The organism is Flavobacterium album (assembly GCF_003096035.1).
GTDB classification, from domain to species: Bacteria; Bacteroidota; Bacteroidia; order Flavobacteriales; family Flavobacteriaceae; genus Flavobacterium; species Flavobacterium album.
This window is the reverse complement of sequence record NZ_CP029186.1, coordinates 2,424,573-2,451,569: the sequence shown is the minus strand read 5'-3', so window position 1 is coordinate 2,451,569 and position 26,997 is coordinate 2,424,573. Positions and strand designations below refer to the sequence as shown.

The following is a 26,997-nucleotide window of genomic DNA, read 5'->3' as shown; positions in this document are numbered from 1 at the left end:
CCAATAAATAAAAATATCATGCCCGATTTAACCTACACCGTCGAAGGAACTTTTTCCACTACCAAAATTAAACTTAGCGCCAAGCTTCCGAGACTGGGAGCCCATGAAAGCTATTCGTTCCCCGAATTCCATAACATTTCAAAAACTACCGCTACCGGGCAAATAAACGCCATTCTTATCTACATGACCCGCAGCAACGAAAACGGAATGGCACTGTTATGGAACAGCGCTACCGACCCGCTTGTACCCCTACCTAATATTACACCTACTACGGCAATGGTACGGCATGCCTTAGCACCGGTTTTTGACTGGAATGTGAATGACATACTTATAATATTGTTCCACGAACCTAAAACACAGGCCGACATAGATGCTATACAAAATGAGACAGACACATTATACAACACGGTAAAGGTTTCAGGAGCTTTTTCTACCACATGGCTGGCGCATGCCATTGAAAAAGGCAATGATAAAAGCGTACCGGAAAACACGGGGCTTAATAAAATATGGGACTTATTTGACCCCCGTAAAGCAGGAATGACGATCATTAGCAAACCGAAACCGTGATAAAAAAGGCACTTATATTTTTAAAATTTACCATAGCCCTGCTGGTAGCCATTGGCTTGTCCGGCAGGGTTTATTCACAACATTCCGGACTTGCATCCATAAAAAGCAGCATTGCCTCGGGCGAACATGTAAAAGCCAGGGCAGCGCTGGAAAAACTGAAAGGAAAAGCCTTTTCCAAACCGGACAAGGCACTATACAATTACCTGCTTGCGCAATGCTACAATAAGAACAACCAGGAAGATAAGGCATATGGCCTGTACCTTACCGCAAAAAAACTATACCTGGCCATTGACAGCACCGACAGGGCGATGGATATAAATTTCGACCTTGCCTATATGCTGCACGCCCAGGAAAAAAACAAAAGCGATTATAACAAGTACCTTGACGAGTACATCGCTTATACCCAAAAAACGAATGATCCCAAAAAGCTGGCCGAACTCTATGCGAGGCTGGCGGTTTTTAAAATAGATACGGAAGAATATAAAGATGGGCTGGCTTACTTTAAAAAAGCCAAACACTACCTTAAGATCTCCGACAACCCTGAAGTGGAGTCGACCATAGATATTAATCTCGCTTCACTTTATATCAACGACCTGGGCAAGCCCGATTCGGCATTGTTTTACCTCAAAAAAAATTTTAGATACCTTACTGAAAATAAAACCCGTGCCAGGCAAAACATAACGGAGATATGCCACAATTATGTTAACCAGGCTGCGGCGTACTACTACCTGAACGATCATAAAAGTGCCATTGCGTACCTGAAAAAAGCGGACAGTGTACCGATAAAGAATGATGTCCTGAAGACAAAAATGTTCATTTATGAGTTCATGTACAAAAATTATGAAGCAGCGGGAGACTACGGCAATGCTTACAATTACCTGCTGCTCAACAAAAAGTTTTCGGACAGCATTAAGACCGAAGACCAGAATATCGCCATAAACGATATCCAGACCAGGTACCGCACTAAAGAAAAGGAGCTGGAGAACATTAAGCTGAAGCATAAAAATAAAAACAAGACAATTTTGCTATACATCTATACGGGGCTGCTGCTTACAGGTATTATGATCGGGTGGCTGGTCCTGAAAAACGCCCGGCGCAGGGAAAAGATCTCGCGACAGGAAAAGCTTATCGAGGAGCAAAAATTTGAGAAGGCACTGAAAGATTATGAGCTGAACAGTATAGACATCATGCTGGAAGGCCAGGAAAAAGAAAGGCAGCGCATTGCCAACGACCTTCACGACAACCTGGGGAGCATGCTGGCAACACTGAAGATCAATTTTGAGAACCTTAAACTGCGAAAGAATGAATTAAGGGACGAAGAGACCCGCCTTTACGAAAAAACTGATGAGCTTATAGAAGAAGCTTACCAAAAGGTACGCCGCCTGGCCCATGCCAAGAATGCAGGTGTTTTTGCCAACGAAGGGCTGATACCGGCGATAACAAAACTTGCCGAGAAAATATCTGTCCCCGGAAAGCTGATCATTCACGTATCTCCATTCGGATTTGATGAAAGGCTCGAAAACGCACTGGAAATAGCCCTGTTCAGGATCGTACAGGAACTTGCCACCAACATCATAAAGCATTCGCAGGCTACGGAAGCCACCATACACCTTACGCACCATGACGACAACATTAACATAATAATTGAGGACAACGGCACAGGTTTCGACAAAGAAGCGCTGGATGCATCAGACGGCATGGGGCTACAGTCCATCCAAAAGAAAGTCGGGCAGCTGGGCGGAACATTTACTATAGATACAACTCGGGGCAACGGTACAACCATTATAATAGACTTACCACTATGATAACAATTGCAATAGCAGAAGACCACCAGTCGCTCATAGACGGCATCAAGCTGTTCCTTGAATATGAGGATGATATAAAAGTCGTAGGCGAAGCCAATGACGGCGAAAAGCTGCTCGAGATCGTGCGCCACAAAAAACCTGATGTGGTACTAACCGATATCAGGATGCCAAAGATGGATGGGATAACCGCAACACGCCACCTTAAAAAAGAATTCCCATCGTGCAAAGTCATCGCATTCAGCATGTTTGAGCAGGATGAAGCTATTTCGCAAATGGAGGCCGCAGGCGCATCGGGTTATATCCTTAAGAACTCCTCGCTTAAAACGGTGCTCGCTGCCATACATGCTGTCATGAAGGGAGAAACCTTTTTTGACAGTTCGATAAAAAAGGTTGACTACCAAAAAAAAGACAATACCGATGTACCACTCAGCAAACGGGAACTTGAGATCGTAAAACTCATTGGCGAAGGGAAAACATCCCAGGAAATTGCCGACCTGCTGTTTATCGGTAAAACCACGGTAGACACCCACAGGAAGAACATCCTGAAAAAACTGAGCCTGCAGGGTAAAAGCGAACTGCTGCGGTATTCGATGGAAAAGAAGTATGATTTTTAGATAGTTTAGTTAAGATAATATGTGTTAAAAATACCCTTTATTGGGTATTTTTTTGCTTTAGGGTATAATGCAATTTTGTCGTAACAACTTTAAAGATCACCACTTATGAAAAAAATTAAAAAACTTTCGTTCGCATTCGCTCTTGCCGCGATGTCAGTATTTGCCGTGGCGTGCGAAGAAGAAGAGCCTTCATCGGTAAACAACAACAATTGCTATGACGGGCTTGTAGCATTGTCGGATGTCCTTGTTTCAAAAAGCAACACGTTCTCCAACGCACCTACTTCTTCCAATTGCAGTGCGCTCAGAACAGCCGCCCTAAACCTGCTGGATGCTGCGCAAAATTGCGATGAATATGGTTATTTGTATGAAGAAACAGCACAATATTGGGTAAACCTGGATTGCAGCGATTTCGACTAAATAACTATCATTAAAAAGATTAATTAGGGTAAGAAGAAAAAAGATACAAAAATTTCTATTTTTTCTGCTTTTGGTACAACCTTTGCGTTACAGAGAAAAATTAACATTAAAATTATTAGTATTTTTACCCTAATTAATCAATAAAAGACATTATGAAAACAAATCCATTTAAATTCATTGCCGCACTTGCTTTAGGTTTTTCCCTCGTTAACTGCAGCTCTACACCTAATGTACAACGCGTAAGTGAAACCAATGTAACCGACCTTAGCGGAAGGTGGAACGAAACCGACTCAAGGCTTACTGCCGAAGAGATCACCGCCGAGCTTATGGAGCACTCATGGTACAGCACTTTTGCGGCTGAGAACGGCAGCAAAAAACCTGTGATCATTGTGGGCATCATCACAAACAAATCGCATGAGCATATCCCGGCTGAGACTTTTTCTAAAGACATAGAAAAAGCGATCATCAACTCAGGAAGGATAAAACTGGTACAGGGTGCCGACAAGCGTGAGGAAATAAGGGCTGAAAGGGCCGACCAGCAAAACTACTCATCCCAATCGACCATGAAAAAATTCGGCCTTGAGAACGGCGCTGATTTCATGCTTCAGGGCACTATAAACTCTATAGTTGACCAGCAGGGGAAAGAAAAAACGATATTCTACCAGATCGACCTTGAGCTTACTAACATCCAGACGAATGATAAAGTATGGATAGGCGACAAAAAGATAAAAAAATATCTTGGCAACAAGAAAATGTAATCACTGATACAAATTCATGAAAGCATCCAAAAACACTATTACTACTATTCTCAGGACAGTACCGGTACTGTTGTTGCTTGCCTTTCAATCCTGCGGAACATATAACTCCAAGACCTCGGACATTGAAAATGATCTGGTAAACGGCAATTTTGACGGCGCCATTGCCAACATTGATAAGAACAAATTTCTCCTGAAGGACCGAAACAAGCTTTTGTACCTGATGGAAAAAGGGAAACTGGAGCACCTGAAGGGCAATTATGAAGCGAGCAACAACCTTTTGGAGCAGGCTTACATCCTGATAGACGACAGGATAAAAACTAATGTAGGGCAGGCCATCGCGGGTAAATTCACGAATCCGATGGCCGAGCCTTATAAAGGTGAGGATTTTGAAAAAGTCACCATCCATTATTACAAGGCACTAAACTACTTTCAGCTCGGTATGCCCGACGAGGCACTTGTTGAAGCCAAGAGGATCAATATAAAGCTCCTTGAATTCAACGAAAAATACACCGAGAATAAAAACAAGTACACCGAAGATGCTTTTTCGCAGATCCTGCAGGGCATACTGTACGAAAGCACAGGAGATATCAACAATGCGTTCATAGCCTACAGGAATGCTGAAGAAATCTACAATAAGGACGGCGGGCGCTTTTTTGGCGTGCCCATGCCCGAACAGCTTAAAAAGGACCTTATAAGGACCTCGGCACAGCTGGGTTTTATTGAAGAGAACCGGGAATACCGTAATAAATTCAACATCGATCCTGACCCGGCTCCTGCCAAAAAGGAAACTGGCAAAGGAAAAGGTAAAAAAGAAGCTGCAACCCAACCTGTACCTGTAAAAACTCCGGCACCTACCGGCGAAGCTATCGTTTTTTGGGAGAACGGCCTTGGCCCTGCCAAAGACCAGATCGTGATTACGGCATCTGGCGGCAGCGGTGTATTTTATGGCACATACATGGACGGCGACCAGCTGGAGCAGATCCTCATACCGATACCTCCCGGTGCGGACATAGGTAACGTTAACGCTATTGCCATACCAAAATACAGGAAGAGGGAAAACTATTACGGTAAGGCAGCCATAATTGTAGACAACAAAGAGCAGCCATTCGAGCTATCGCAGGATTTTTACCCGATAGCCAAGCAATGCCTTAAAGACCGTATGCTGAGGGAAACCATAAACCTTGTGATACGTTTTGCATCTAAAAAAGCAGGAAGCGCGCTCCTTGGCGCAATAGCAAAAGAAGCTTTTGGAAGCGATGCAGGCGACCTGACTAAATTGGGCGCCGATGTAGCCGGGGCAGCCACAGAAAAAGCCGATACCCGCAACTGGCAGTCGTTACCGGCAACAATAAGCTATGCACGCGTGCCGCTGAAAGAAGGTGAAAATAAATTCCTGCTGCGCAAATACGGGCCTGACGGCGTTATTGATACCGATACGCTTACCATTCCATACAAAAGGGGCTTACAGATCGTGAATTATTTCGACTTGGGCCGTACACAGCTTTTACCGGCAACAAATCTGCAGGCGCTTTCGGGCATGGTAAATATCCTGAACGGGAATAACCAACAACCGGCGACAACAGGTACGGGCACTTCAAACCTTATTGGTATAGGGAACGCCCAACCGGCTGCTACTACAACATCATCAGGCTACAAGCCCGCCCCGGCAAGTGTAAGCGCACAGACTGTTGTAGACAAATACATTACTGCCATAGGCGGCGCTGAAAAACTACAGGGTATCCGGACTCAGTATATGCGCGCCAAAATGGTGAACTCTTTTAACGGGCAGGCATCGACAAGCGAGATATTGGTAAAAAACAGTGGCGATAATAGCTACAGCACCGTGACAATGGATGGAAAGGTCATCATGACAACCCTTATCAACAGCGAAGGTGCCTTTACTATCGACGAGAACGGCAAACGCAAAAAAATGGACAAGGCCACAGCCGAAGCTTATAAGGCTAATAATAAAAAAATATACGATGCCTGTACGATACCGCTGCAAAACGGCGCGAAACTTGAGGGTATCACTACCATCAACAGTGAGGAAGTATACGGCCTGAGCTTTATTGAGCCAGTATCGGGCGCATCAATGACCTATTATTACAGCGTGAAGAGCGGATTGATAACAGCGGTTTCTACTGTTGTAAAAGCCGGGGGTATGACAATGCACTCGACCAATAGTTTTTCTGATTACCGAAACGTGAACGGGGTGCTTTTCCCTTTTAAGATGGCAATGAAAATGGATAGCGGCAGTTCGGAAATGACGTATACAGAAATTAAATTCAATGAAGGTGTTACTGACGCTGAATTTCAATAAAATGATATTATGAAAAAAATCCTAACATTATTGTTCGTTCTTGTCTCGATGGCAATGTTTGCACAAAACCGTGGAGACTGGGAACCCTGGCAAAAAACAAGCTGCTATAGCAGGATATCGTTCCGGCTGAAATATGAGGGCATGAATGGCGAGCAGCACCAGTGGAAAGTGCAGTTTAAAAATGACTATCCCGAGCTTATCTCCTTCAATTACAATATTACCGATAAGCTGCAGGAGTATACCATTACTACCCACAGGAAAATGCTGGAAGCAAAAAAGACGAGCCCGGAGATAGAGCTTTTTACTAAAGAGGAAGACATTTACCTCCTTGTGGATAAGGTGAGCCTCTCCCCCTATCCCGAAGACTTCGTTGACTGCGACACAAAATAATACTAAGGCCTTAACGGGCCTTATTTAATTTAAACGAAACATGAAGAATATACTATCTGCAATACTACTCCTGCTTACGTTTTACAGCACGAATGCGAATGCACAGGAAGCAAAAGATTACACGACTTTATTGAAAGACTTAAATAAAATGCTGAAATCAGCGGAAGAGTTTAGCTGGATGTATGAGCCGGATTTCAAAATTGTGTCGCCTTATAAAGTGGACAAAGATGGAAAGCTGTCGGTAATCATAAAAGGAAAGATTGATGATACAGAAGTAACCCATAAATATGAGGCACCGCTTGAGGATATCTATGATTTTGTCATGGACATTTACTATGTTGCATCATTTAAATCGGATTCTGTCATTGTATCAGAATTTCGGGATGGCAAATGGGTTGAGATTGATAAGAGGAATTTTTTCCATTTGGGAAAGCCAAAAGAACAGGATGCACACCATTGGTCTTCAAAATTAAGGACTGATTTTAATGATCTTTTTCCGGACTTAAAGAATGAATTTGAGTGGATGGATTAGCCTGCGAAAGTAATTTAGTTTCTTACAGGAAATATTTATAATTTTACAACAAACTAAAATTTTCAATTTTATGAAAATTGTAAAATACGTATTTCTCCTGCTGCTTTTGTCGGCCATAGCGGTAGTTGTTTTTATTGCTACCCAGGAAGGGAAATATGATATTCGTAAGGAACGTGTAATAAAAGTACCTAAAGCGGTGCTTTACAACTATATAAATGAATACCGGAACTGGGAAAACACCGGCATAATAACCGATACCGACAGTACTGCCGTATATTCCTACTCAGACAATACTTTCGGGAAAGATGCCTCAATGACATGGAAAAAGGATGGCACAGAAGGCAAGATCAGTACCGTAAAGCTGGTAGAGAACGACTCTATTTTACAAAAAGCGACCATCGACGGCCTGGACTCGGAGCTGGCATGGGGCTTTAAAGATACCATCGGGGGGACTAAAGTCACCGTGAGGATGCAGGGCCAGCTAAGCTTTAAAGAAAAAGCATACACGATACTGCATGGCAATGTAAATGAAAAAATGAAGACAGCGCTCGATAGCGGTCTTAAGAACCTGAACGCTTTCTTAGTTGATGAGCTTGGCAAATTCAATGTTGAAGTAAAAGGCCTGGTTACAAAAACAGGTGTTTTTTATGTTGGCCAGCCTGTTAAATCAAAACTATCGGAATTGCAAAAGAAATCGGGGGAGCTTTTCCCTAAGTTGATGTCTTTTGTAAAAACAAATAAAATAGTGACTAACGGTGCGCCTTTCATCCTTTACAGAAAATTCAGCATGCAAAAGGATAGCGCTTCGTATGTGATCTGCATTCCTATAAAAGAAGAAATGTACACTATGCCCGGAAGCGAATATGAAGGTGGCACGGTCGCGTCATTCCAAGCCCTGAAAACGACGCTTAAAGGCGATTACTCCCACCTGCCGAAAGCGTGGGCCGCCGCACAAAAGCATATTCAGGGAAAAGGCCTTCAGGAAAACACTACCGGCCAGTATATTGAGCTATACAGCAAAGGCCTGCAGCAAACCAAAAGGCCATCGGAATGGGTAACGGATATTTATATCCCTATTGGTGCACCAGCAATAGTTAAACCTGCGGAAACTACTACCGAAACGCTTCCCGGGGGAATACCTGCACAACCAAGTACTGGTACTCCAAAACCTGCGGTAAACAAGCCTGCTACAAGTACTCAAAAACCGGCAGGGACAGGAACAACACCGTCAGGCACTGGTACACGCCCGGCGGCAAATAAACCCGCAGGGACAACATCCGGCACCACGGCAAAACCTGCAACTGCAAAACCCCAGACAACAACTGCACCTGCACAAAAGCCTGCTAATCCATAAATCAAAAACCCCAAAGGTTTTGGAACCTTTGGGGCTTGAAATAATTCCGAGGAAAAATTCTTATTTCTTAATCAGGTACTTTACTACCGTTTCGGCGGAATGCAGTCCAAATACCGCGGGTATCCAGCTGTTGGTACCGAAAAATGATTTCTTGAAATTGGTGCCATCGGTCATTTTAAGGCTGGTCTCGTCTGGCGCTTCGGTTGAGAAAACCACTTTCACACCTTTGCTCACCCCTTCTTTGCGAAGGCGCTTGCGTACCGTCTTGGCCAACGGGCACACGTCGGTCTTGCTGATGTCGGCCACCTTTACCTTGCCGGCCTCATACTTGCCGCCGGCCCCCATGTTGCTGATGATTTTTACCTTTTTCCTGCGGGCGGAAATGATAAGGTTCAGCTTTGGCGTAATGCTGTCAATACAATCGAGCACATAATCATATTCATCGGTAACAAGTTCGTAGGCCCGTTCCGGTGAAAGAAATTCTTTTATACGGATAAGCTTTAGTTCCGGGTTGATATCCATCAGCCTGTCCCCTACGATATCCACTTTTGGCTGCCCTACCGTAGAATGCAGCGCCGGAAGCTGGCGGTTGATGTTGGTGATATCCACCACGTCGCCATCCACAATGGTCATGGTGCCCACTCCTGCCCTTGCAATAAATTCTGCGGCAAACGACCCAACGCCCCCCATACCGACTACCATCACATGCGAATTCTTCAATTTCTCCAGGCCTTCCTTCTTAAATAAGAGTTCGGCACGCTCTGTCCATTCAGCCATTTTTAAAAACGGTTTTAAAATTAGTGCTTATCGTATTTCTAATATCTTCAATAGTTGTATTCCGTGCCAGCGCTGCTTTCTCATATACTTCGGCAATACTTTCCTCAATCGTATCGGTTTCCAGGAAAAACCTGTCGTGCGGCACTTCTGCCAAAACTGTCGACAGTTCAGGGTTGCGCAACAGGTATTTTCCAAAGGAAAGGTAAAAGCCGCTATCCAGCAATTGCTTTGCAACCTGCGCATTTTTCGAAAAGCCGTGTACCATCATCGGTACGCCGGGCTGTACCCTGTTCTTTATTTCGATGAGCTCCTGAAACGCGGCAACAAGATGCAAAATTACGGGTTTTTGGTATTTTTTTGCTAATAACAACTGTTTTTCAAACACTGTTTGCTGCACATCCAGCGGAATTTCGATACGCTTGTCCAGCCCGCATTCACCAAGGGCAAGGCAATTAGGTTGCTGTAGGCGCTCTTCAATTATAGAAAGGTGCTCTTCGATTTTACTTTCGTCAATATGCCAGGGATGGATGCCTGTGGAAAAATAAGGTACATCAATGGCTTCGTAAGGATAGCGATTTACGATTTCGAAGACATTCGGATTGTTTGAGGATGAGTGGGTATGGAGGTTGTAGAGCATACTTGTCTGCCTTAAAGTCCAACTATCTTAGATGCTAACATTTTGTACCCTTCCTCATCACAATATTCCTTCATCCTGGCAAGGATATCCGTGGCATATCCTGCTGAAGCAAGCTTATTATTCACTAATGTTATATCCTGATAGAAATTAGTTAAATGATACCAATCATCGTTGGTTTCAAAAAGGCTTTTCTGATGGGTAATACCAGTTAGTGCCAACCCATCCCAAAGGCCGTTAAAAGTATCATACACTTGTATTTTTTCAGCTGTTATCATGATCAGGATATTACCCCGCTTCCCACAAGCTCTTCACCTATATACCATGCGGCAAACTGCCCTTCGGTAATGGCGGATTGCGGCGCTGCGAAAGAGATGTACATCCCGTTATCGAATTTGTGCAATGTGGCTTTCTGTAACGGCTGGCGGTAACGGATGCGTACCATCACGTCCATGGTTTCCCCGTCTTTCAGTTCAAGGTCTTCGCGCACCCAATGGATCTCACTTTCCTGTATGAACAGCGCCTTACGGAACAGCCCCGGGTGGTTGTGCCCCTGCCCTGTGTATATTGTATTGGTGGCTACATCGGTCGCAATGATGAAGAGCGGTTCTTTGGTACCGCCTACGTTTAACCCTTTGCGCTGCCCTATGGTGTAATAATGCGCGCCCTGGTGCCTGCCTACCATTTTGCCCATTTCGGGGCTGTAGTCGATGTTCTTTGCTTCGTAAGCCAGCTGCTCTTTTACCGAACCGAATTGCGGCTTATCATGGCTATAGGTATCGATATCGGCCCCCACTTCATAGATAACGCCTTCTTTCGGCTGTAATTGCTGCTGCAAAAATTCTGGCAGGCGCACTTTACCGATAAAGCAAAGCCCTTGTGAGTCTTTCTTTTCGGCGGTCACCAAGTCCATTTTGGCTGCTATTTCGCGAACCTGCGGTTTGGTAAGCTCCCCTATCGGGAACAAGGCTTTGCTTAATTGCTCCTGCGAAAGCTGGCACAAAAAGTAGGATTGGTCTTTATTTCCGTCGGCACCGGCAAGCAGTTGGTGTATTTCTTTTCCGTCTTTTTCTATAGTCCCTTTGCGGCAATAATGCCCTGTAGCCACATAATCGGCGCCAAGGCTTAGGGCTATCTTCATAAAGACATCAAATTTTATCTCGCGGTTGCAAAGCACATCCGGGTTGGGTGTCCTGCCTTTTTCGTATTCGTTGAACATATAGTCTACGATACGCTCTTTGTATTGCTCGCTCAGGTCGACTGTCTGGAAAGGGATGCCCAGTTTTTCGGCGACAAGCAGTGCGTCGTTGCTGTCTTCCAGCCACGGGCATTCGTTGGATATGGTTACCGAATCGTCGTGCCAGTTTTTCATGAACAGGCCTATCACTTCATAACCCTGCTCCTGTAACAGATATGCTGCCACACTCGAATCTACCCCACCTGAAAGCCCTACTACAACACGTTTCATTTTAAATCCTTTCTTCTAAATTTGATGCAAAAATACGGAATTTTTATTGGAACGCGGATGACGCGGATTTTTTTAGATTTACGCGGATTTTAAATCAGGAACCCGAAAGATTTTGAGACACAGCTGTCTAAAAGGCTTATTTTAAAGACTTTTACCACAAAGTGCACAAAGTTTTTACACAAAGGACACAAGGCAGAAACTATAAATTGTTTATGCTGAAGGGACACAAAGCCCTGTGACCTCCCGCCATTGGCGGTCATCGTTGTGCGCCTTGTGTAAAAACTTTGTGCACTTTGTGGTAAAAAATAAAAATTGTCTACGTTCTAATTGTAATGGCATTTTCATCTTCCGAGTACCTGTGTTTTTGAAATCTTTGGGTTTTTGTACGATAATACGATTTGAAACGAGCGTGAGGGATCGCAGCGATATCCCCGTAGCGCAGCGGAGGGATAAAGCGGAGAGCCCGACCCAAAGGGGCACGCCCAAAAACAATTAATTCGCTTTTTTACCTTTATTTGCGGTGCGCTTAACACTCATGTTCTCTTCCTTTACCACTTTATTCTTTTCGTAGAATTTCCAGATACCTGTTTTCTTACCGTTAGTAAACTGGCCTGTGGCTACGATTTCTCCCTGTCCGTTCCTGTAGGTTGCCGGGCCGTTGTACTCGCCATTTTTATATTTGGAATCTTCCAGGAGTATGCCTGTTTCGGTATATTTTTATAGATGCCGTCTTTGATGCCGTTTACAAAAGTGGTTTCCTCGTTGATCTTGCCATTCGGGAAAAACACTTTGCGTATCCCTGTAAGCTTGCCTTTTGCATAGCGTTCTGTTGACATCAGCGCTTTGGAAGCAGGATGGTAAAATTTCCATTCGCCCTCGTTAAGCTTGTTCACTTCCCGGCCTTCACTTAGCTTGTTGCCTTTTTCATCAAAGAAAGTGGTGTAGCAGGAACCGTCGGCAGCGAATACACGTGTTGCCTTAAGCGTTGAGGCTTCGTTATTTTCAAAAAACTTAAAGGTACCGGTTTCTTTACCGTGATCGAAAGTCCCTTCGTAGCGCGGTTTTTTGGTGTCTTCATAAATGCCTTTCCAAACCCCATGGCGCTTGCCGGCGGCATCCATCTGGTTTTCCTGGGCAAAAGACCCGAACGCTGTAAATAACAATACGATAAAGACAAAGAATCTGTTTTTCATAATTAGTTAAGTCGATTTATGATATAACCCCTAAAGGCTTTTTTTAGTATATCCAAAAGTAAGCCAAAAACGATATAATAAAAAAACATCCGCCGGAGCGGATGTTCAATTCTTATTTTTTGCCCCTTGCTTTTTGCTGCTCCTGGGCCTGCTCCATCATTTCCTGCATTTTCTTCTGGAAACGTCCCTGCGTTTTCGGCTTGGCTTTGTTGGCCTGTATCAGCGCATGCATCTTGTCTTCGGTTACAATATAATTCTTTATCACAAGCATAATACCAATCGTAATAAGGTTGGACACAAAGTAATACAAGCTTAAGCCTGATGCATAGTTGTTAAAGAAGATAAGCATCATTATCGGCGATATGTATATCATGATCTTCATAATCTTGCTCATATCCGGCATGCCTTCCTGCGGCGGCGCGGCCATGCTTTGGTCGCCCGTGGTCATTTTCATGTAGAAGAATATCGCTATAGAAGCCAGTATCGGGAAAAGGCTCACGTGGTTACCATAGAACGGTATGTAGAAAGGCAGGTGAGCAATAGAGTCATACGACGAAAGGTCGGTTGCCCAAAGGAAACTCTGCTGCCTCAGGTCGAAGAACGATGGGAAAAACTGGAACAAAGCATAAAACACCGGAATCTGCATCAATGCCGGAAGGCATCCCGCCATCGGGTTTACCCCTGCGCTGTTGTAAAGCTTCATGGTTTCCTGCTGCTTTTTCATCGGGTCTTTCTTGTACTTTTCGTTCAGTTCCTGTATTTCAGGGCGAAGCACTTTCATCTTGGCCTGCGACTTATACGACTTATACGTTACCGGCGACATTACCAGCCTTACGAGTATCGTAAAGATAATGATGCCAATACCGTACGGGAGGAAGCTGCTCAGGAATGTAAATACCGGAATAAAGATATATCGGTTGATCCAGCCGAATATACCCCAGCCCAGCGGCATCACCTCATCAAGGTTCCTGTCGTAGTCATTCAGTATTTTGTAATCGGCCGGGCCGTAGTACCAGTTCATATTATAGCTCAACTCCCCGCCTTTGAATTCCAATGGCATTTTAGCTGTAAACCTTTTGGTAAAGATGGTATCTGTCTTATCATCATGAACAAGGTTTTCTGATGTAAGGTCGGCTGTTTTGAACGGGGTATCCGTTAAAAGTATCGAAGTGAAAAAGTGCTGCTTGAAAGCTACATAGGTAACATTCTCCACTTTCTCGGTATCGTTCTTGCCCTGGCCCAACTTGTCGTCCTTGCCATCTTCATATTCATAAACGAGGTCGGTATAACGGCTTTCGTATGATACGCTCTTTTCGTTCCTGAAGGCCTTCAGCTGCCATTCCAGGTCCATTGGCTTAGACGTATCCAGCACCTGCGAAAGGCCCTGTGTACGGATCGAAAAGTCCATCATGAAATCGTTAGGCTTCAGCACATAGCGGTATTCCAGGAACTGGTTCTCGCCGGCCTTAAGCCTCATGGTAAGCACCTGGTTCTTGCCTTCTTTGCTAAGAACCGGCTCAAAATACATATCCCTTGTATTGAGTATGCGGTTATCTTTGGTTTTGAACTGGAGGTTCAAATGGGCATTATTCTCTTTGATAAGCTCTACCCTTTTGTTAGAGCCTTTTTCAAACTGCTCGAAATTGTTCAGGTTAGCCTCGCTGATGTAGCCCCCTTTATTGGAAATGTGGAGCGTAAGAAGCCCATTCTCGATTTTAGTAGTGTTGTCTTTAGCTGATGGCAATGTAGCGCTGTAGGCAAAGGCACCAAGTGAGCTTTTAAGCCCGGCGATCTTTAAGGAATCATTTGCTATGGAATCCTGCGGCAGGGCAGCTGTCTTTTGCTCGGGGATTTGCTTTTCCTTCGCTTTGTCTATCTGCTCCTTTTTCGCTTTTTCTTTCAGTTCCGCTTCGCGGTTCGATGACTGGTTATAGATCATCCATATTAGCAGCAATGCTATTAGGCCAAAACCAACAATCGTTTTTAAATCTAACTTCTTTTCTTCCATTGAGTTTAAATTAATTCACTTAACTATCCGGGCTGCCCGGAACTATAGTGCAAAAGCACTTGTACTATCCATTTTTCTTTAGCACTGCCGCCTTTACAAAACTTACGAACAGCGGGTGCGGGTTGGCCACCGTACTCTTATATTCAGGATGATACTGCACCCCGATAAAGAACGGATGGCCTTCAATTTCAATTATTTCAACAAGGCCGGTATCAGGGTTGATCCCCGATGCCCTGAGGCCTGCTTTTTCAAGATCGGCAACATAGGCACTGTTGAACTCATAACGGTGGCGGTGGCGCTCGCCTATTTGCGATTTGCCATATATCTTATGCGCAAGCGTACCCTCTTTAATATCACATTTCCATGAGCCAAGGCGCATGGTTCCGCCTTTGTCGGTAATAGTTTTCTGCTCTTCCATGATGTTGATCACCGGGTGTGGCGTGTGCTCGTTCATTTCTGTTGAATTTGCATCGCTCAATCCCAGTACATTCCTGGAATATTCTATAACTGCCATCTGCATTCCCAGGCATATCCCGAAGAACGGAATGTTGTTTTCCCTGGCATAACGTACGGTTTCAATCTTGCCTTCTATACCCCTGCCCCCAAAGCCCGGAGCTACAAGGATACCGTCGAGGCCCGAAAGCTTTTCTTCAGCATTGTCCTTGTCAATATATTCAGAGTGGATGCTTATCACATTCACCTTGGTCTCATTAGCAGAACCCGCATGTATAAAGGCCTCTAATATCGATTTATACGAATCCTGAAGCTCTACATATTTACCTACAAGCCCAATGTTTACAGTATGCCTTGGGTTCTTAAGCCTGAAAAGGAACTCGTTCCATTGTTGCAGGTCGGGCGTATTTTTTTCCGAAAGGTCAAGTTTTTTCAGCGCTACCTTGTCAAGGCCTTCTTCCAGCATCAGGTTAGGCACATCATATATTGTAGAAGCATCGATAGACTGTATTACTGCTTCCCTTTTCACGTTGCAAAATAAAGCCAGCTTCTGTTTAAGGTCAGATGACAATTCGTGCTCGGTACGGCACACCAGTATATCGGCTTTGATACCGCTCTCCATCAGTGTTTTTACCGAGTGCTGTGTAGGCTTTGTCTTCAGTTCTCCGGCTGCGGCCAGGTAAGGCACCAGTGTAAGGTGGATCACAATGGCATTGCTTTCGCCAAGATCCCATACCAGCTGCCTAACCGACTCGATATAAGGAAGTGATTCGATATCACCCACGGTACCACCTATCTCGGTGATCACGATGTCATATTCGCCGGTGTTGCCCAGCTGCTGCATGCGCTCCTTGATCTCGTTGGTAATGTGCGGAACTACCTGTACCGTTTTCCCAAGGAATTCGCCGCGGCGCTCTTTCTCTATAACCGAAAGGTACACCCTTCCCGTTGTTACGTTATTTGCCTGCGATGTAGGAACATTCAGGAAACGCTCATAGTGGCCAAGGTCAAGGTCGGTTTCAGCGCCGTCATCGGTCACATAGCATTCGCCATGTTCGTAGGGATTCAGTGTTCCCGGGTCTACGTTGATATACGGATCGAATTTCTGGATCGTTGTCCTGTAGCCCCTCGCCTGCAATAGTTTTGCCAAGGACGCGGCAATTATACCCTTCCCGAGGGAAGAGCTCACGCCTCCTGTAACAAAAATATACTTTGTCTGCTTCATTGTAAGTTGTTGTTGTGTTGTAGTTGTTGTTGTGATGACCTAAAAAAACGTGGCAAAAGTACGAAAAATTAATTCATCCGTGTATTAATTGATCAATGTATCAATTATCCGATGTACCAATTAATAACAGGACGTTTTTGGTTCGCCGAATTGGCACATTGATCCATTAAAAAAAAAGATAAATTACCGGGGATATTGTGCTTTTATATTCCGAACGATATTTTCCAGCCCATTGAGCTTGAGTTCGTAAACTAAATGAAGCTGTTCGCCCAACAGTCCTTTTGGGAAGCCTTTATTATGGTACCACACGACATAATATTCCGGAAGGTCGATAAGGTAGCGGCCTTCATATTTGCCAAAGGGCATTTTGGCATGCGCGAGCTTAATGAGGAATTCTTTTTGCTGGTCGGGATGTTCCAAGTTATGACGGCCAATTAAAAACCACGTCCTGCTCAATATCGGGATTAAGGCTTAACGAAACCGGGCAGGTCATAGCCACGCGTTCCATAATGGTTTTGGTTTTCTCGTCAGCTTCAAGGGTCATATTGATAACGATGCCGATCTTTGCTATTTTTCGGGGCTCGGCCTGCATTACTTTGGTCACCTCAACAGTAGAGCCTGTCATATCCAGGCCCATATCCATGGCTTTGATGCCCATGATCGAGATCATGCAGCTTCCTAAAGCATTGGCAACCGTGTCCGTAGGCGAAAATGCTTCACCCCTGCCGCGGTTATCTGTAGGAGCATCGGATAATATTTCCGTACCTGATTGTAAGTGTATTGAAGATGTCCGTAACTCCCCTAAATATGTGATCTTTGATGTCATGGTTATTCTGCTTGTTTTATGGTCAGGCCTTCATCATACTGCATGATGTAAACGCCTTTATTATAATTGCCACCATTTTCGGAAGCATAGCTAAATTGATTTTCTACCTGTTCCGACCTCATAGTCCCTGCGCCTTCTGCAAAGCCTTCCTCCTGGAACAGCCTCAGGATAGTATCAAATGTTACGTCAAAACCGCGTGTTGCGAACTGGCTCGGCATAATACCGTTTTTCTCCTTGAATACTTTTGCAAAAATCGCTGCTTCGGGTGAATTGTTATCCTTTGTAACCGATGGATACAGCGTTTTCAGTTTGGCCAGCCTGTCCATTGGCATTTCGTCGTTCTCGAGCGCATCGGTAAGTTCAGGCACTATCAGCTGAATCTTATAATCGTTAAGAAGGGCCGCGAGCAGTTTCGTCGTCGTAAGTACCATCGTAATGTTTTCTGTTTCGAGCAAAACATAATTCATTTTATCCTTCACAAGATGCGTGCGCAGTATCGCATCGGTTGGCGTGCCATCGATAAACCGGGCCGAAGGGTAATTGGTTTTTATAAAATCGCGTGCATTGCCCTTTTTAGGATCGACCACCGCGATAACATTGGCATCCTTCGATTTAATATAATTCATCATAGCCATCCTTATCGTTTCATTAGATGGAATAGAATTGAAGAGGTTGCTGTACGGCTTGCCTTTATCTTTGGATAATGGCGAAATAACCGGGATTTTTTTAGAGGCAAGCAATGCCGCCGCATTCTCTACATTCCCCTGGAAAAACGGCCCTATTACAGCATCTGCACTGCCAAGGCTTGATGCAAGGCCATTCACATCCGAGCTATTCTTGCTCTCTTTAGAGTCCAGTATCCTTACTTTTAACGGAAGGCCCAGCACTTTAGCCGAATCGATCGCCATAAGCGCACCGGCATAAAAATCAAGCGTCATGTTCAGGAACCTGTCAGAACGGAGCATCTGCCTGCGCAGCGTATCGCTTTCTATTTTTGCCATGTTGAATGGCAACAGTATCGCAATTTCTTTCTTTTCAGATTTTTTAAGGGTCTTGGTAAGGTCGGTCATAGTTCCCGGGGCGCTTTTGCCATAAGAGATCAATGTTCCTTGCCCATTAACTGTTGCCATTGCTTTTCCCGAAGGTAATTTTATTGTCATTCCTTCTTTTAATCCATTCTTAAGCTCCGGATTTAAGGCAATAAGTTCCTCCTCGCTAAGCCCTGTCCTTTTTGAAATACTGTACAAAGTTTCTTTCGGCTGTACAACATAATCATTACCGATCTTGGCAGTTTCCGGCGCATCAGCCTGTTTTACAGCGTTGTTATCCACCAGCTTCAGGTTATAGCCCAAAGGCAGCGTATCTTTTACAGCCGGATTCAGGTCTTCGATAAGCTGTACGGTAATGCCGTGCTTTTTTGCAATGGAGTACTTAGTCTCGCCTGCCTCAACAACGTGGTAGATATAGGCTTCAGTACCCTTTTTCGCATCGGCTTTTTCGGCTGCCTTTACCTGTGCCGCCACGCCGCTCCCTTTTATCGGAATAATTAGTTGCTGCCCTACTTTCAGGCCGTCCTTAAGCGCGTCGCTATTGGCTTTTTGTATATCTTCTACCGATACATTATATTTTTTGGCAAGGCTGTATAGCGTCTCCTTTGCCTCCACCTCGTGGATGGTATTGGCTACCTTGGTCGGCTTTTCTTTAGGGGCAACTGCTTCCTTACCCGTGGCAGGAATCAGGAGCGTGGCGTTTTCCTTTATGCCGTCTTTTGCATCGGGATTTATCTTGTAAATATCGTAGGGAGTAACCTTATATTGCTTTGCAATGCCCGCTACCGTCTCGCCTTTTGCAACCGTGTGCTTTTTATAATCCTGTGCGTAAGCGGATGTTGACAATAAGGCCAGCGAAAAAACTAATACTGCAAGATATTTCATACTACGAGCGTTTATAAAACAATTAAGTCGTTACAAAGTTAGCTTTTGTAACGACTTATCATGTAAGTAATCTTTATAATTTTCAGTTAAAATAAAAACTACATAACCCCCATTTTCTTACGCTTTTGAGGCGCTGCGACCTGGGGTGAGCCGCCATTTTTCTTTTCCAGTTCTTTTATAAAGCCATCAAGGTCTTTCTTTTTCGATCTGTGGAGCGGTATTTTGAGCACTGTGCCTTTTGCTATACCATTTACTGCATCGCTATTGAAAAGGTAAATATCTGCCGGTTCTAACATGTACCTGCGGCATATCATGGCTACCTGTTCGCCCTGCATAACTTTATGGTCGATAAAGAATGCGCCCGGCTCAGCATCTTCCTCTACATAGAAATCCTCGCTGCTCCTGTCGTGTACATTGGCAGTGCTTTCTTCTTCTTTTTCAATATCCTGCGCCGTGGCAGCATAGCCCAATAATATTAAACAAAATAAAAACATCCTCTTCATAGTTGTAAATTTTTACTTTCAAACTCTTCCCTAAAACCAAATTTAATCATAAAAAAAATAGTACTATTATGAATATCATCTTTTAACAGGGTGTTAAAATGTTAAAAATCAACTCTATAAAAAAAGCCCCTGTAATTACAGAGGCTTCTAATATTATTCCCACTCAATGGTGGCAGGCGGCTTCGAACTGATGTCATAAACGACACGGTTTACGCCTTTTACCTTATTTATTATTTCATTAGATATCTTCATGAGGAATTCGTACGGAAGATGCACCCAGTCGGCAGTCATGCCGTCAGTTGATTCCACGGCACGCAGCGCCACTACTTTTTCGTAGGTACGCTCATCGCCCATAACACCCACACTATTCACCGGAAGCAGTATCGCTCCGGCCTGCCATACTTTATTGTATAAGCCATGGTCTTTAAGCCCCTGTATGAAAATGTGGTCTACTTCCTGGAGTATGCGTACTTTTTCCGGCGTAATATCACCTAAAATACGGATAGACAATCCCGGGCCGGGGAACGGGTGCCTGCCCAGCAGTTCCGGGTCGATGCCCAAAGTGGATCCTACCCTTCTCACCTCATCCTTAAAAAGCATGCGCAACGGTTCTACCACCTGCAGCTTCATGAAGTCAGGAAGGCCGCCAACGTTGTGGTGCGACTTGATGGTTGCCGATGGACCTTTTACGGAAACCGATTCGATAACATCTGGATATATCGTTCCCTGTGCCAGCCATTTTACATCGGTTAGCTGGTTGGCCTCATCATCAAAAACCTCGATGAACACACGGCCAATGGTTTTGCGTTTCGTTTCAGGGTCTTCGATGCCTGCGAGTTGCGACAGGAATCTGTCGGAAGCGTCAACGCCTTTTACATTAAGCCCCATGTCCTTATATTGATGGAGCACACTTTCGAATTCGTCTTTGCGGAGAAGGCCGTTATTCACGAAAATACAATACAGGTTTTTGCCGATGGCTTTATTAAGAAGCACTGCTGCTACGGTAGAATCTACCCCGCCGGAAAGTCCTAAAACCACTTTATCCTCCTGTATCTTAGCTTTAAGCTCGGCCACAATATCCTCAACAAAGGAATTTGGCGTAAAGCTCTGCGGTACCTCAGCGATCTTCACAAGGAAGTTCTCCAGCATTTTTGCCCCGTCGGTAGAGTGGTACACTTCCGGGTGGAATTGTATCGCATAGGTAGTTTCGCCCTCAATCCTGTAGGCGGCATTCTCCACGTCTTTTGTACTGGCGAGCCTTACTGCATTAGAGGGAAGCTTCTTGATGGTGTCGCTGTGGCTCATCCATACCTGGCTGTTGCCGGAAACGCCTTCGAGGAACGGTTCACCCTCCTTAATATAGGACAGGTTAGCACGGCCATATTCGCGGATGTTGCTTGGTGCTACTTCGCCGCCATGAAAGTGGGCCAGGTACTGCGCACCATAGCAAACAGCCAGCAATGGCAGCTTACCACGGATTTGCGACAGGTCGGGATGCGGTGCATCTTCAGCCCTTACAGAAAAGGGGCTGCCCGAAAGGATCACGGCTTTGTAAGTTGAAAGGTCGGTTGGTGGGTTATTGAAGGGGAAAATTTCGCAGAAGATATTCAGCTCGCGAACCCTTCGCGCAATAAGTTGTGTATATTGCGACCCGAAGTCTAAAATAAGTACGTTGTGTTGCATGGGCAAAAGTAAAACAATCCGTGGAAATTTGAAAATAGATTTTGGATTTTTAGGTGATGTATGTTTTTACTACGAATACACTAATGACAGTTACTCATATCACTATAATTTACAGTGAATTGGTGAATTTTTTGTAATTCTTACCAAATGATTTTCTTTATCATCTATAATATTACCTTTGTACCAGAAAAAAATTCAATAATAGCCATGGAAACAAAAGACAGCAACGGTAATATTTTAAAGGAAGGCGACAGCGTAACGGTAATAAAAGACCTGAAGGTAAAAGGGTTGTCATCTGTGATAAAAAGAGGTACGGTAGTTAAGAATATCAGGCTTACTGACGATGTAAAAGAGATCGAAGGAAAGGTTGGCGGCAGTGTGATCGTGCTGAAGACTGAGTTCATGAAAAAAATGTAACAAAGGCACAAAACAATGGAACGAAACGGCGGCTCGAAATGGGCCGCCGTTTCTTGTTTTTAGTACCTTTAAAACAAAAATGACAACAGTTGAAAAACAACTTTGGGACAAGCTCGAGAGGTTCGGGTTTGACAGTGAAGGAACCCAATTGACATTCGCGAAAAGACTGGCCCGCGAGAATGGCTGGAACACTGACTACACAGGGCGTGTGATCGAAGAGTACAAAAAATTCATTTTCCTGTGCTGCGTGTCGCCCACACCGGTCACACCTTCGGATCCGGTAGACCAGGCATGGCACCTGCACCTGACGTACACCAGATCTTACTGGGATAATCTTTGCGAAAGCACGCTCGCTCGGAAAATCCACCACAACCCGACCAAGGGCGGCAAGAGCGAACAGCAGAAATTTGATGGCTGTTACACCTCGCTCAAAGAAGTTTACACTGAAAAATTCGGCGCCCCTCCCCCTTCGGACATCTGGCAGGATAATGATGAGCGGTTCAGCGAGATCAATTTCCAAAGGGTAAACCTCGATAAAAACTGGCTGATACCAAAGCCGGGCAGGTTCTTTTGGGATACCGCGATCCGTACGGCGCTGATTGCCTCTGGCTTATTATGCATACAGGCATCGCCGGGAAATGTTTTCATCATCATCTTCGTAATCGCCTTTGTCATTTCTGCTGTACGAAACCGTAATAACAAAGGTGGCGGTAGCAGTGGAAACGGCGGTGGCGGTTGTGTTGCATCCTGTGCCTCCGGTGACAGCCACGGCCACAGCGGGTGCTCTTCACACGGCGATAGTGGCTGCAGCAGCGGATGTTCAGGCTGCAGCGGGTGTGGAGGTTGTGGGGATTGAAATTCCAATAACTGGTTAAATTCCAAAACCCAAAACACAAATTACAAACCGGAGACCGAAATTAAGGAGTTCATGATTGTTTTGTGATTTGGAGCTTGTTTTTTGGAATTTATTATTTTGAAATTTGGAATTTTCCCCTTTGGCACTGTTATTGGGCTTTCCAATAAAAAAATGTAAATTCGCAGCATGATGACACCCGAAGATATTGCATCGGTGAAGCAATTGTTGGCCTCACCCAAAAAGATTGCCATAATACCCCACAGAAATCCCGATGGCGACGCTATGGGATCTACCCTTGGCCTTTACCATTTCCTGAAGCAAAAAGGCCATGAGGCCAATGTAATTTCACCAAATGAATTTCCTGATTTCCTCGCCTGGCTTCCCGGAGCAGATACCGTTACCGTTTTCGAACGGCAAAATGATGCTGCTACAAAAATATTGCAGGAAGCAGAACTTGTTTTTACGCTCGATTTCAACACACTGGGCCGTATCGGCGAACAGATGGAAAACGTGCTGAAAAGCCTTACGGTACCTTTCATCATGATAGACCACCACCAGGCACCGGATGATTATGCGGCTTATACATTTTCGGATACCAATTACGGCTCTACCTGCGAGATGGTGTACCATTTTATCAATGCGCTGGATGAAAAGGAGTACCTTAACAAGACTGTGGCGACCTGCCTCTATACCGGTATTGTTACCGATTCCGGCTCTTTCCGTTACCCGCTCACTACAGGCACTACACACAGGGTGGCAGCCGAATTCATCGACCTGGGCATAAATAATAGCGAGATTCACAGCCTGCTGTTCGACAACCATTCCCACGCCCGCATACAGATACTGGCAAGGGCTTTGCAGAACCTCAAAGTATTACCGGAATATAAAACGTCCTACACTTCACTGAGCCAGGACGAGCTGAACAGCTTTGGTCATAATAAAGGCGATACCGAAGGCATTGTCAATTACGGGCTGAGCATGAAAGGCATCGTGTTCACAGCGTTCTTTACCGAAAATAAGGAAGAAGGAATCATAAAGATATCCTTCCGCTCGAAAGGGGATTTCGATGTGAACCAATTTGCGAGGGACCATTTTAGCGGCGGCGGGCACATTAATGCAGCCGGCGGAAAAAGTACTGAGTCACTGGAAGCTACCATAAAGAAATTTATTGCTATTTTAGCGCACACGAAAATTGACTGATATAATGAAGAAGATAATAGCATTACTGCTCCTCATGGGAGCATTGATTACCGGCTGCTCGCAGCAGCAGGCCAGGCAGCCTTTGAACAGGACTTCCGGCACCTTTATGAAAGAATCCATAGAGCGCAACAAAAAGCTGGTGGCCAATGAAGAATCGCAGATAGACTCTATCATAAAAAGCGACCCTAAGATCAAATATATCGCTTCAGCCAAGGGTTACTGGTACCATTACGATATTGAGAACACCACCGATACCATTACCCCGAAACGCGGCGATGTGGCCTATTTTGACTATGAGATCAAAGACATAAAAGGCAATATCATTTACAGCGAGACCGAACTGCGCCCACAGGTGTATTATGTTGACAAGCAAAACATTATGATGGGGCTTCGTGACGGCATCAAGCTGATGAACGAGGGCGAAAAAGTAACGTTCCTTTTCCCATCGCACATGGGGTTTGGCTACCACGGGGACAACAATAAGATCGGCACCAACGAGCCACTTATATGCACCGTGACGCTGAATGATATCAAAACAGAACAGGAAGTAAAGCAGAATTAATTAATAATGAAACCAATGACAAGTCTTTTTTTAAGCTTAGTTGCACTGTTTTTCTCGTGCAAGAACACCAACACACCTCCGCCTGCCGAACTGGGCGACGGGCTATATGCTGAAATAACTACCAATAAAGGTGTTATAGTAGTACAGCTTGAATACCAGAAAACACCCCTTACAGTAGCCAACTTCGTTAGCCTTGCCGAAGGCAAGAACGACATGGTATCGGCCGACCTTAAAGGGAAGCCTTTTTACAACGGCCTGAAATGGCACCGCGTGATCAGCAATTTTATGATCCAGGGCGGTGACCCTAAAGGCGATGGCTCTGGCGGGCCGGGCTACAAGTTCGCCGACGAGATCACAGACCTTAAGCACGACAAGCCAGGTATCCTTTCGATGGCCAATGCCGGTAAAGCTACCAACGGCAGCCAGTTCTTTATCACACACGTACCAACGCCGCACCTTGACGGTATCCACACCGTTTTCGGGCATGTGGTACAGGGCATGGACGTAGTGAACAGTATTGCACAGGGCGACACCATGGAGACCATAAAAATAATCCGTGTAGGAAAAGAAGCCAAGAAATTCGATGCCCCTAAAGTATTTAAGGAATATTACACAAAAGCGGCAGCCGAGCAGAAGAAAAAAGAGGAGGCAATAGAAAAGGTAAAAGCTGAAAAAGCTGCCTATTTTGCCAAAGAAAAAGCAACTGCCACTAAAACCGCTTCGGGCCTTTATTATAAATTCCTGAAAAAAGGTAACGGCGCAAAAGCTGCTGACGGAACAGAGGTTTACCTGGATTATTCAGGATACCTTGAGAACGGTTTCCTTTTCGATTCGAGCATTGCCCAGGTAGCCAAAGACATGAACAACTACATCCAGCAGAAAGATGCAGCCGGCGCTTACAAGCCAATGCCTTTTAAAACAGGCACAAAAACAGGTATGATACCCGGCTTTATCGAAGGCCTTGAGCTAATGGCACCGGGCGATAAAGTAATCCTTTTCATCCCGTCGCACCTTGCATGGGGCGAAGCAGGAGCTCCAAGGGGCGGCATTACGCCGAATGCCAATGTGGTGTTTGAGCTTGAGATGTATGGCACAATGCCAACGAAATAACAGCTGAAGAAATAAAAAAAAGGGATTCCGCGAGGAGTCCCTTTTTGTTACAGTATTTTCAGGTTGAATAATTTATCCCTTAAACTTCCAATCGAACTCATCCTTCGCATTGATGATCGCACCCATTTCTATCTTTACCACCTCGCCAAATTCGGTTTGGAATATCACCCAGTTAGCTTCGTTGAAATGATTATCAACCGTATCAAAGTTTTCCTTTTCGAATGACTTTATGCCCTTCCCTTCCAGTTGCTTTTCAACCTGTTTCCATTTTTCGCCAATCACTTTACCCGAAAATAGTTCGGCATTTGGGTTAGCTGTTATCAGGTAGCCCAGCCTGAAATCCTCATCCTGATAAAACGTCAGCCGGAGCTTTTTGTCATTGTATACATAAACAACATTGGTGTCTTCATCCTTGTATTTCCTGTCGGGTTCGCCATAGAGTGCCTTTACGTCTTTTTCCTTCATCCCGAAGAGCAATCCGCCCATCCCGTTTTTCAGTTCTATTTTCATAATTGTTATTTTTTTATTTTTATTTTCCTGCCCTGCTTTACCAGTATTTCAGAGCCCTCGGCAAGGTAAACAGATACAGGCTTTTCGCCTTGGAGGAAAGCAAAATCACTGCCATATACTTTTTCGAAATCAACATTTACCTCGTGGCTTTTCACAGGGTAGATTTGCCAGCGCGGGTGGGCCACCTCATATTCTGAAGTTACTTTATCATTGATTTTCGTATAACCCCAGAAATGCTCAGTGATGAACTCCTCCTCGCTTTCAGGCTTTATATCAACCGTGGTCTTATCGGATACAACTTTTATGGTATGCCAGTCCCCTTTTCGCCAGCCATATTCCACTGTGAGGCTGTCATCACTTTCCACCCAGGAATGGCGGGTTTTCATGGTTTCATAGTTCTCATTGTACAACAGGTTGGCCACAAAGGTCAGTGCCGGCTGGGGTACGATCTCCTTAATGAACACCACTCCCCTTTTGTAACCTTCGGTATCTTTATACTTCACGTAAAAACGCAGGTTGATCTCCTCAAAATTAATATGGAAAGGGATACGCAGGCCAAGCATTTTGGTGTCGACGAACATGAACCCCACAAGGCTCACATAGCAGGTACCGTTCCACAGGTCGATCTCGGTTTCAAAAGGCAGGTGCTTTTTGAGGCTGTCCGGATCAACAGCATAGTTGATCATGATGAGCTTGCGCCACTGGGCATCGAGGAAGGTGCGTTTTTTTGCCTGCATAGTATTTAGCCACGAATTATACTAATTATCACGAATTATAAAATTAGTGGAATCAGTCCTAATTATACATTTTAATTGAATTTATACGCATATAAAAAATCCGCGCCCATCCGTCAAAATCCGCGTCATCCGCATTCCAAAAAA

28 protein-coding genes are annotated in these 26,997 nt (G+C 44.7%); 14 read left to right on the top strand and 14 right to left on the bottom strand.

What is annotated here, in order from left to right; translation table 11 throughout:
* The first annotated feature begins 18 nt into the window (after positions 1-18).
* From HYN59_RS10960 to HYN59_RS10920, 9 genes are all read left to right on the top strand, one after another.
* Positions 19-567, top strand: coding sequence for a hypothetical protein (locus HYN59_RS10960; RefSeq protein WP_108778298.1), 549 nt, complete (start codon positions 19-21; stop codon positions 565-567).
* On the top strand, positions 564-2,372 hold the full coding sequence (locus HYN59_RS10955; protein ID WP_108778297.1) for a tetratricopeptide repeat-containing sensor histidine kinase: 1,809 nt from the start codon (positions 564-566) through the stop codon (positions 2,370-2,372). Before HYN59_RS10960 ends, HYN59_RS10955 begins: the two co-directional genes overlap by 4 nt.
* Positions 2,369-2,986, top strand: a complete 618-nt coding sequence (locus HYN59_RS10950) for a response regulator (RefSeq protein WP_108778296.1) — start codon at positions 2,369-2,371, stop codon at positions 2,984-2,986. The genes HYN59_RS10955 and HYN59_RS10950 overlap by 4 nt, the downstream gene beginning before the upstream one ends.
* Positions 2,987-3,091: 105 nt before the next feature.
* A complete protein-coding gene (locus tag HYN59_RS10945) occupies positions 3,092-3,403 on the top strand; it encodes a hypothetical protein (protein WP_108778295.1) in 312 nt (103 codons plus the stop codon).
* 152 nt (positions 3,404-3,555) lie between these two features.
* The gene (locus tag HYN59_RS10940) at positions 3,556-4,161 is read left to right on the top strand and encodes a penicillin-binding protein activator LpoB (RefSeq protein WP_108778294.1); all 606 of its coding nucleotides are present in this window, start codon (positions 3,556-3,558) and stop codon (positions 4,159-4,161) included.
* A gap of 16 nt (positions 4,162-4,177) precedes the next feature.
* The gene (locus HYN59_RS10935; protein WP_108778293.1) at positions 4,178-6,481 is read left to right on the top strand and encodes a COG3014 family protein; all 2,304 of its coding nucleotides are present in this window, start codon (positions 4,178-4,180) and stop codon (positions 6,479-6,481) included.
* A 9-nt stretch (positions 6,482-6,490) separates the two neighbouring features.
* A complete protein-coding gene (locus HYN59_RS10930; protein ID WP_146185923.1) occupies positions 6,491-6,871 on the top strand; it encodes a hypothetical protein in 381 nt (126 codons plus the stop codon).
* Positions 6,872-6,911: 40 nt separating this feature from the next.
* On the top strand, positions 6,912-7,403 hold the full coding sequence (locus HYN59_RS10925) for a hypothetical protein (protein ID WP_108778291.1): 492 nt from the start codon (positions 6,912-6,914) through the stop codon (positions 7,401-7,403).
* A gap of 70 nt (positions 7,404-7,473) precedes the next feature.
* Positions 7,474-8,757 (top strand): GyrI-like domain-containing protein, encoded by a 1,284-nt coding sequence (locus tag HYN59_RS10920; RefSeq protein ID WP_108778290.1) that lies wholly within the window; start codon positions 7,474-7,476, stop codon positions 8,755-8,757.
* A gap of 60 nt (positions 8,758-8,817) precedes the next feature.
* Here the strand turns inward: HYN59_RS10920 and HYN59_RS10915 are convergent, their stop codons facing one another.
* From HYN59_RS10915 to guaA, 12 genes are all read right to left on the bottom strand, one after another.
* The gene (locus HYN59_RS10915; protein ID WP_108778289.1) at positions 8,818-9,534 is read right to left on the bottom strand and encodes a tRNA threonylcarbamoyladenosine dehydratase; all 717 of its coding nucleotides are present in this window, start codon (positions 9,532-9,534) and stop codon (positions 8,818-8,820) included.
* Entirely contained in the window at positions 9,527-10,171 is a 645-nt protein-coding gene (locus HYN59_RS10910) for a TatD family hydrolase (RefSeq protein WP_108778288.1), read from the bottom strand. The genes HYN59_RS10915 and HYN59_RS10910 overlap by 8 nt, the downstream gene beginning before the upstream one ends.
* Before the next feature lie 11 nt (positions 10,172-10,182).
* The gene (locus HYN59_RS10905; RefSeq protein WP_108778287.1) at positions 10,183-10,446 is read right to left on the bottom strand and encodes a hypothetical protein; all 264 of its coding nucleotides are present in this window, start codon (positions 10,444-10,446) and stop codon (positions 10,183-10,185) included.
* Positions 10,447-10,448: 2 nt separating this feature from the next.
* Positions 10,449-11,636: a tRNA 2-thiouridine(34) synthase MnmA gene (gene mnmA / locus HYN59_RS10900; RefSeq protein WP_108778286.1), complete on the bottom strand. Its 1,188-nt coding sequence runs from the start codon at positions 11,634-11,636 to the stop codon at positions 10,449-10,451.
* Positions 11,637-12,253: 617 nt separating this feature from the next.
* On the bottom strand, positions 12,254-12,829 hold the full coding sequence (locus tag HYN59_RS10895; RefSeq protein WP_245895542.1) for a toxin-antitoxin system YwqK family antitoxin: 576 nt from the start codon (positions 12,827-12,829) through the stop codon (positions 12,254-12,256).
* Positions 12,830-12,941: 112 nt separating this feature from the next.
* A complete protein-coding gene (yidC, locus tag HYN59_RS10890; protein ID WP_108778285.1) occupies positions 12,942-14,837 on the bottom strand; it encodes a membrane protein insertase YidC in 1,896 nt (631 codons plus the stop codon).
* Between the two features lie 64 nt (positions 14,838-14,901).
* Positions 14,902-16,515: a CTP synthase gene (locus HYN59_RS10885; RefSeq protein ID WP_108778284.1), complete on the bottom strand. Its 1,614-nt coding sequence runs from the start codon at positions 16,513-16,515 to the stop codon at positions 14,902-14,904.
* 183 nt (positions 16,516-16,698) lie between these two features.
* Positions 16,699-16,881 (bottom strand): DUF3820 family protein, encoded by a 183-nt coding sequence (locus HYN59_RS10880; RefSeq protein ID WP_245895721.1) that lies wholly within the window; start codon positions 16,879-16,881, stop codon positions 16,699-16,701.
* A 55-nt stretch (positions 16,882-16,936) separates the two neighbouring features.
* The gene (locus HYN59_RS10875) at positions 16,937-17,341 is read right to left on the bottom strand and encodes an OsmC family protein (RefSeq protein ID WP_108778282.1); all 405 of its coding nucleotides are present in this window, start codon (positions 17,339-17,341) and stop codon (positions 16,937-16,939) included.
* A gap of 2 nt (positions 17,342-17,343) precedes the next feature.
* Complete coding sequence (locus tag HYN59_RS10870; RefSeq protein WP_108778281.1) at positions 17,344-19,275, bottom strand: LysM peptidoglycan-binding domain-containing protein; 1,932 nt, start codon at positions 19,273-19,275, stop codon at positions 17,344-17,346.
* A 98-nt stretch (positions 19,276-19,373) separates the two neighbouring features.
* Positions 19,374-19,778: a hypothetical protein gene (locus HYN59_RS10865; protein WP_146185922.1), complete on the bottom strand. Its 405-nt coding sequence runs from the start codon at positions 19,776-19,778 to the stop codon at positions 19,374-19,376.
* A 153-nt stretch (positions 19,779-19,931) separates the two neighbouring features.
* Complete coding sequence (guaA, locus tag HYN59_RS10860; protein ID WP_108778279.1) at positions 19,932-21,461, bottom strand: glutamine-hydrolyzing GMP synthase; 1,530 nt, start codon at positions 21,459-21,461, stop codon at positions 19,932-19,934.
* A 207-nt stretch (positions 21,462-21,668) separates the two neighbouring features.
* Here guaA and HYN59_RS10855 point away from each other — a divergent pair, with 207 nt between their 5' ends.
* From HYN59_RS10855 to HYN59_RS10835, 5 genes are all read left to right on the top strand, one after another.
* Positions 21,669-21,878, top strand: coding sequence for an alkylphosphonate utilization protein (locus HYN59_RS10855; protein WP_108779715.1), 210 nt, complete (start codon positions 21,669-21,671; stop codon positions 21,876-21,878).
* 79 nt (positions 21,879-21,957) lie between these two features.
* Positions 21,958-22,734, top strand: a complete 777-nt coding sequence (locus HYN59_RS10850) for a glycine-rich domain-containing protein (protein ID WP_108778278.1) — start codon at positions 21,958-21,960, stop codon at positions 22,732-22,734.
* A 186-nt stretch (positions 22,735-22,920) separates the two neighbouring features.
* Entirely contained in the window at positions 22,921-23,934 is a 1,014-nt protein-coding gene (locus tag HYN59_RS10845; protein WP_108778277.1) for a DHH family phosphoesterase, read from the top strand.
* 4 nt (positions 23,935-23,938) lie between these two features.
* Positions 23,939-24,496, top strand: a complete 558-nt coding sequence (gldI, locus tag HYN59_RS10840; RefSeq protein ID WP_108778276.1) for a gliding motility-associated peptidyl-prolyl isomerase GldI — start codon at positions 23,939-23,941, stop codon at positions 24,494-24,496.
* Positions 24,497-24,511: 15 nt separating this feature from the next.
* Entirely contained in the window at positions 24,512-25,606 is a 1,095-nt protein-coding gene (locus HYN59_RS10835; protein ID WP_108778275.1) for a peptidylprolyl isomerase, read from the top strand.
* Between the two features lie 72 nt (positions 25,607-25,678).
* On the opposite strand, the gene HYN59_RS10830 is transcribed toward HYN59_RS10835, so the two are convergent.
* Positions 25,679-26,116 (bottom strand): hypothetical protein, encoded by a 438-nt coding sequence (locus HYN59_RS10830; RefSeq protein ID WP_108778274.1) that lies wholly within the window; start codon positions 26,114-26,116, stop codon positions 25,679-25,681.
* Between the two features lie 5 nt (positions 26,117-26,121).
* Positions 26,122-26,853: a YqjF family protein gene (locus HYN59_RS10825; RefSeq protein ID WP_108778273.1), complete on the bottom strand. Its 732-nt coding sequence runs from the start codon at positions 26,851-26,853 to the stop codon at positions 26,122-26,124.
* Between the last annotated feature and the right edge of the window lie 144 nt (positions 26,854-26,997).

What these genes read in the sequence shown, in the direction of transcription:
- HYN59_RS10885 (WP_108778284.1), bottom strand. Translation starts at nt 16,515, where the DNA reads ATGAAGCAGACAAAGTATATTTTTGTTACAGGAGGCGTGAGCTCTTCC.
- HYN59_RS10945 (WP_108778295.1), top strand. Translation starts at nt 3,092, where the DNA reads ATGAAAAAAATTAAAAAACTTTCGTTCGCATTCGCTCTTGCCGCGATG.
- HYN59_RS10935 (WP_108778293.1), top strand. Translation starts at nt 4,178, where the DNA reads ATGAAAGCATCCAAAAACACTATTACTACTATTCTCAGGACAGTACCG.
- HYN59_RS10835 (WP_108778275.1), top strand. Translation starts at nt 24,512, where the DNA reads ATGACAAGTCTTTTTTTAAGCTTAGTTGCACTGTTTTTCTCGTGCAAG.
- HYN59_RS10855 (WP_108779715.1), top strand. Translation starts at nt 21,669, where the DNA reads ATGGAAACAAAAGACAGCAACGGTAATATTTTAAAGGAAGGCGACAGC.
- gldI (WP_108778276.1), top strand. Translation starts at nt 23,939, where the DNA reads ATGAAGAAGATAATAGCATTACTGCTCCTCATGGGAGCATTGATTACC.
- HYN59_RS10920 (WP_108778290.1), top strand. Translation starts at nt 7,474, where the DNA reads ATGAAAATTGTAAAATACGTATTTCTCCTGCTGCTTTTGTCGGCCATA.
- HYN59_RS10850 (WP_108778278.1), top strand. Translation starts at nt 21,958, where the DNA reads ATGACAACAGTTGAAAAACAACTTTGGGACAAGCTCGAGAGGTTCGGG.
- HYN59_RS10905 (WP_108778287.1), bottom strand. Translation starts at nt 10,446, where the DNA reads ATGATAACAGCTGAAAAAATACAAGTGTATGATACTTTTAACGGCCTT.
- guaA (WP_108778279.1), bottom strand. Translation starts at nt 21,461, where the DNA reads ATGCAACACAACGTACTTATTTTAGACTTCGGGTCGCAATATACACAA.
- HYN59_RS10930 (WP_146185923.1), top strand. Translation starts at nt 6,491, where the DNA reads ATGAAAAAAATCCTAACATTATTGTTCGTTCTTGTCTCGATGGCAATG.
- HYN59_RS10960 (WP_108778298.1), top strand. Translation starts at nt 19, where the DNA reads ATGCCCGATTTAACCTACACCGTCGAAGGAACTTTTTCCACTACCAAA.
- HYN59_RS10880 (WP_245895721.1), bottom strand. Translation starts at nt 16,881, where the DNA reads ATGCCCTTTGGCAAATATGAAGGCCGCTACCTTATCGACCTTCCGGAA.
- HYN59_RS10940 (WP_108778294.1), top strand. Translation starts at nt 3,556, where the DNA reads ATGAAAACAAATCCATTTAAATTCATTGCCGCACTTGCTTTAGGTTTT.
- HYN59_RS10865 (WP_146185922.1), bottom strand. Translation starts at nt 19,778, where the DNA reads ATGAAGAGGATGTTTTTATTTTGTTTAATATTATTGGGCTATGCTGCC.
- HYN59_RS10915 (WP_108778289.1), bottom strand. Translation starts at nt 9,534, where the DNA reads ATGGCTGAATGGACAGAGCGTGCCGAACTCTTATTTAAGAAGGAAGGC.
- HYN59_RS10845 (WP_108778277.1), top strand. Translation starts at nt 22,921, where the DNA reads ATGATGACACCCGAAGATATTGCATCGGTGAAGCAATTGTTGGCCTCA.
- HYN59_RS10825 (WP_108778273.1), bottom strand. Translation starts at nt 26,853, where the DNA reads ATGCAGGCAAAAAAACGCACCTTCCTCGATGCCCAGTGGCGCAAGCTC.
- HYN59_RS10895 (WP_245895542.1), bottom strand. Translation starts at nt 12,829, where the DNA reads ATGAAAAACAGATTCTTTGTCTTTATCGTATTGTTATTTACAGCGTTC.
- HYN59_RS10830 (WP_108778274.1), bottom strand. Translation starts at nt 26,116, where the DNA reads ATGAAAATAGAACTGAAAAACGGGATGGGCGGATTGCTCTTCGGGATG.
- mnmA (WP_108778286.1), bottom strand. Translation starts at nt 11,636, where the DNA reads ATGAAACGTGTTGTAGTAGGGCTTTCAGGTGGGGTAGATTCGAGTGTG.
- HYN59_RS10950 (WP_108778296.1), top strand. Translation starts at nt 2,369, where the DNA reads ATGATAACAATTGCAATAGCAGAAGACCACCAGTCGCTCATAGACGGC.
- yidC (WP_108778285.1), bottom strand. Translation starts at nt 14,837, where the DNA reads ATGGAAGAAAAGAAGTTAGATTTAAAAACGATTGTTGGTTTTGGCCTA.
- HYN59_RS10925 (WP_108778291.1), top strand. Translation starts at nt 6,912, where the DNA reads ATGAAGAATATACTATCTGCAATACTACTCCTGCTTACGTTTTACAGC.
- HYN59_RS10875 (WP_108778282.1), bottom strand. Translation starts at nt 17,341, where the DNA reads ATGACATCAAAGATCACATATTTAGGGGAGTTACGGACATCTTCAATA.
- HYN59_RS10910 (WP_108778288.1), bottom strand. Translation starts at nt 10,171, where the DNA reads ATGCTCTACAACCTCCATACCCACTCATCCTCAAACAATCCGAATGTC.
- HYN59_RS10870 (WP_108778281.1), bottom strand. Translation starts at nt 19,275, where the DNA reads ATGAAATATCTTGCAGTATTAGTTTTTTCGCTGGCCTTATTGTCAACA.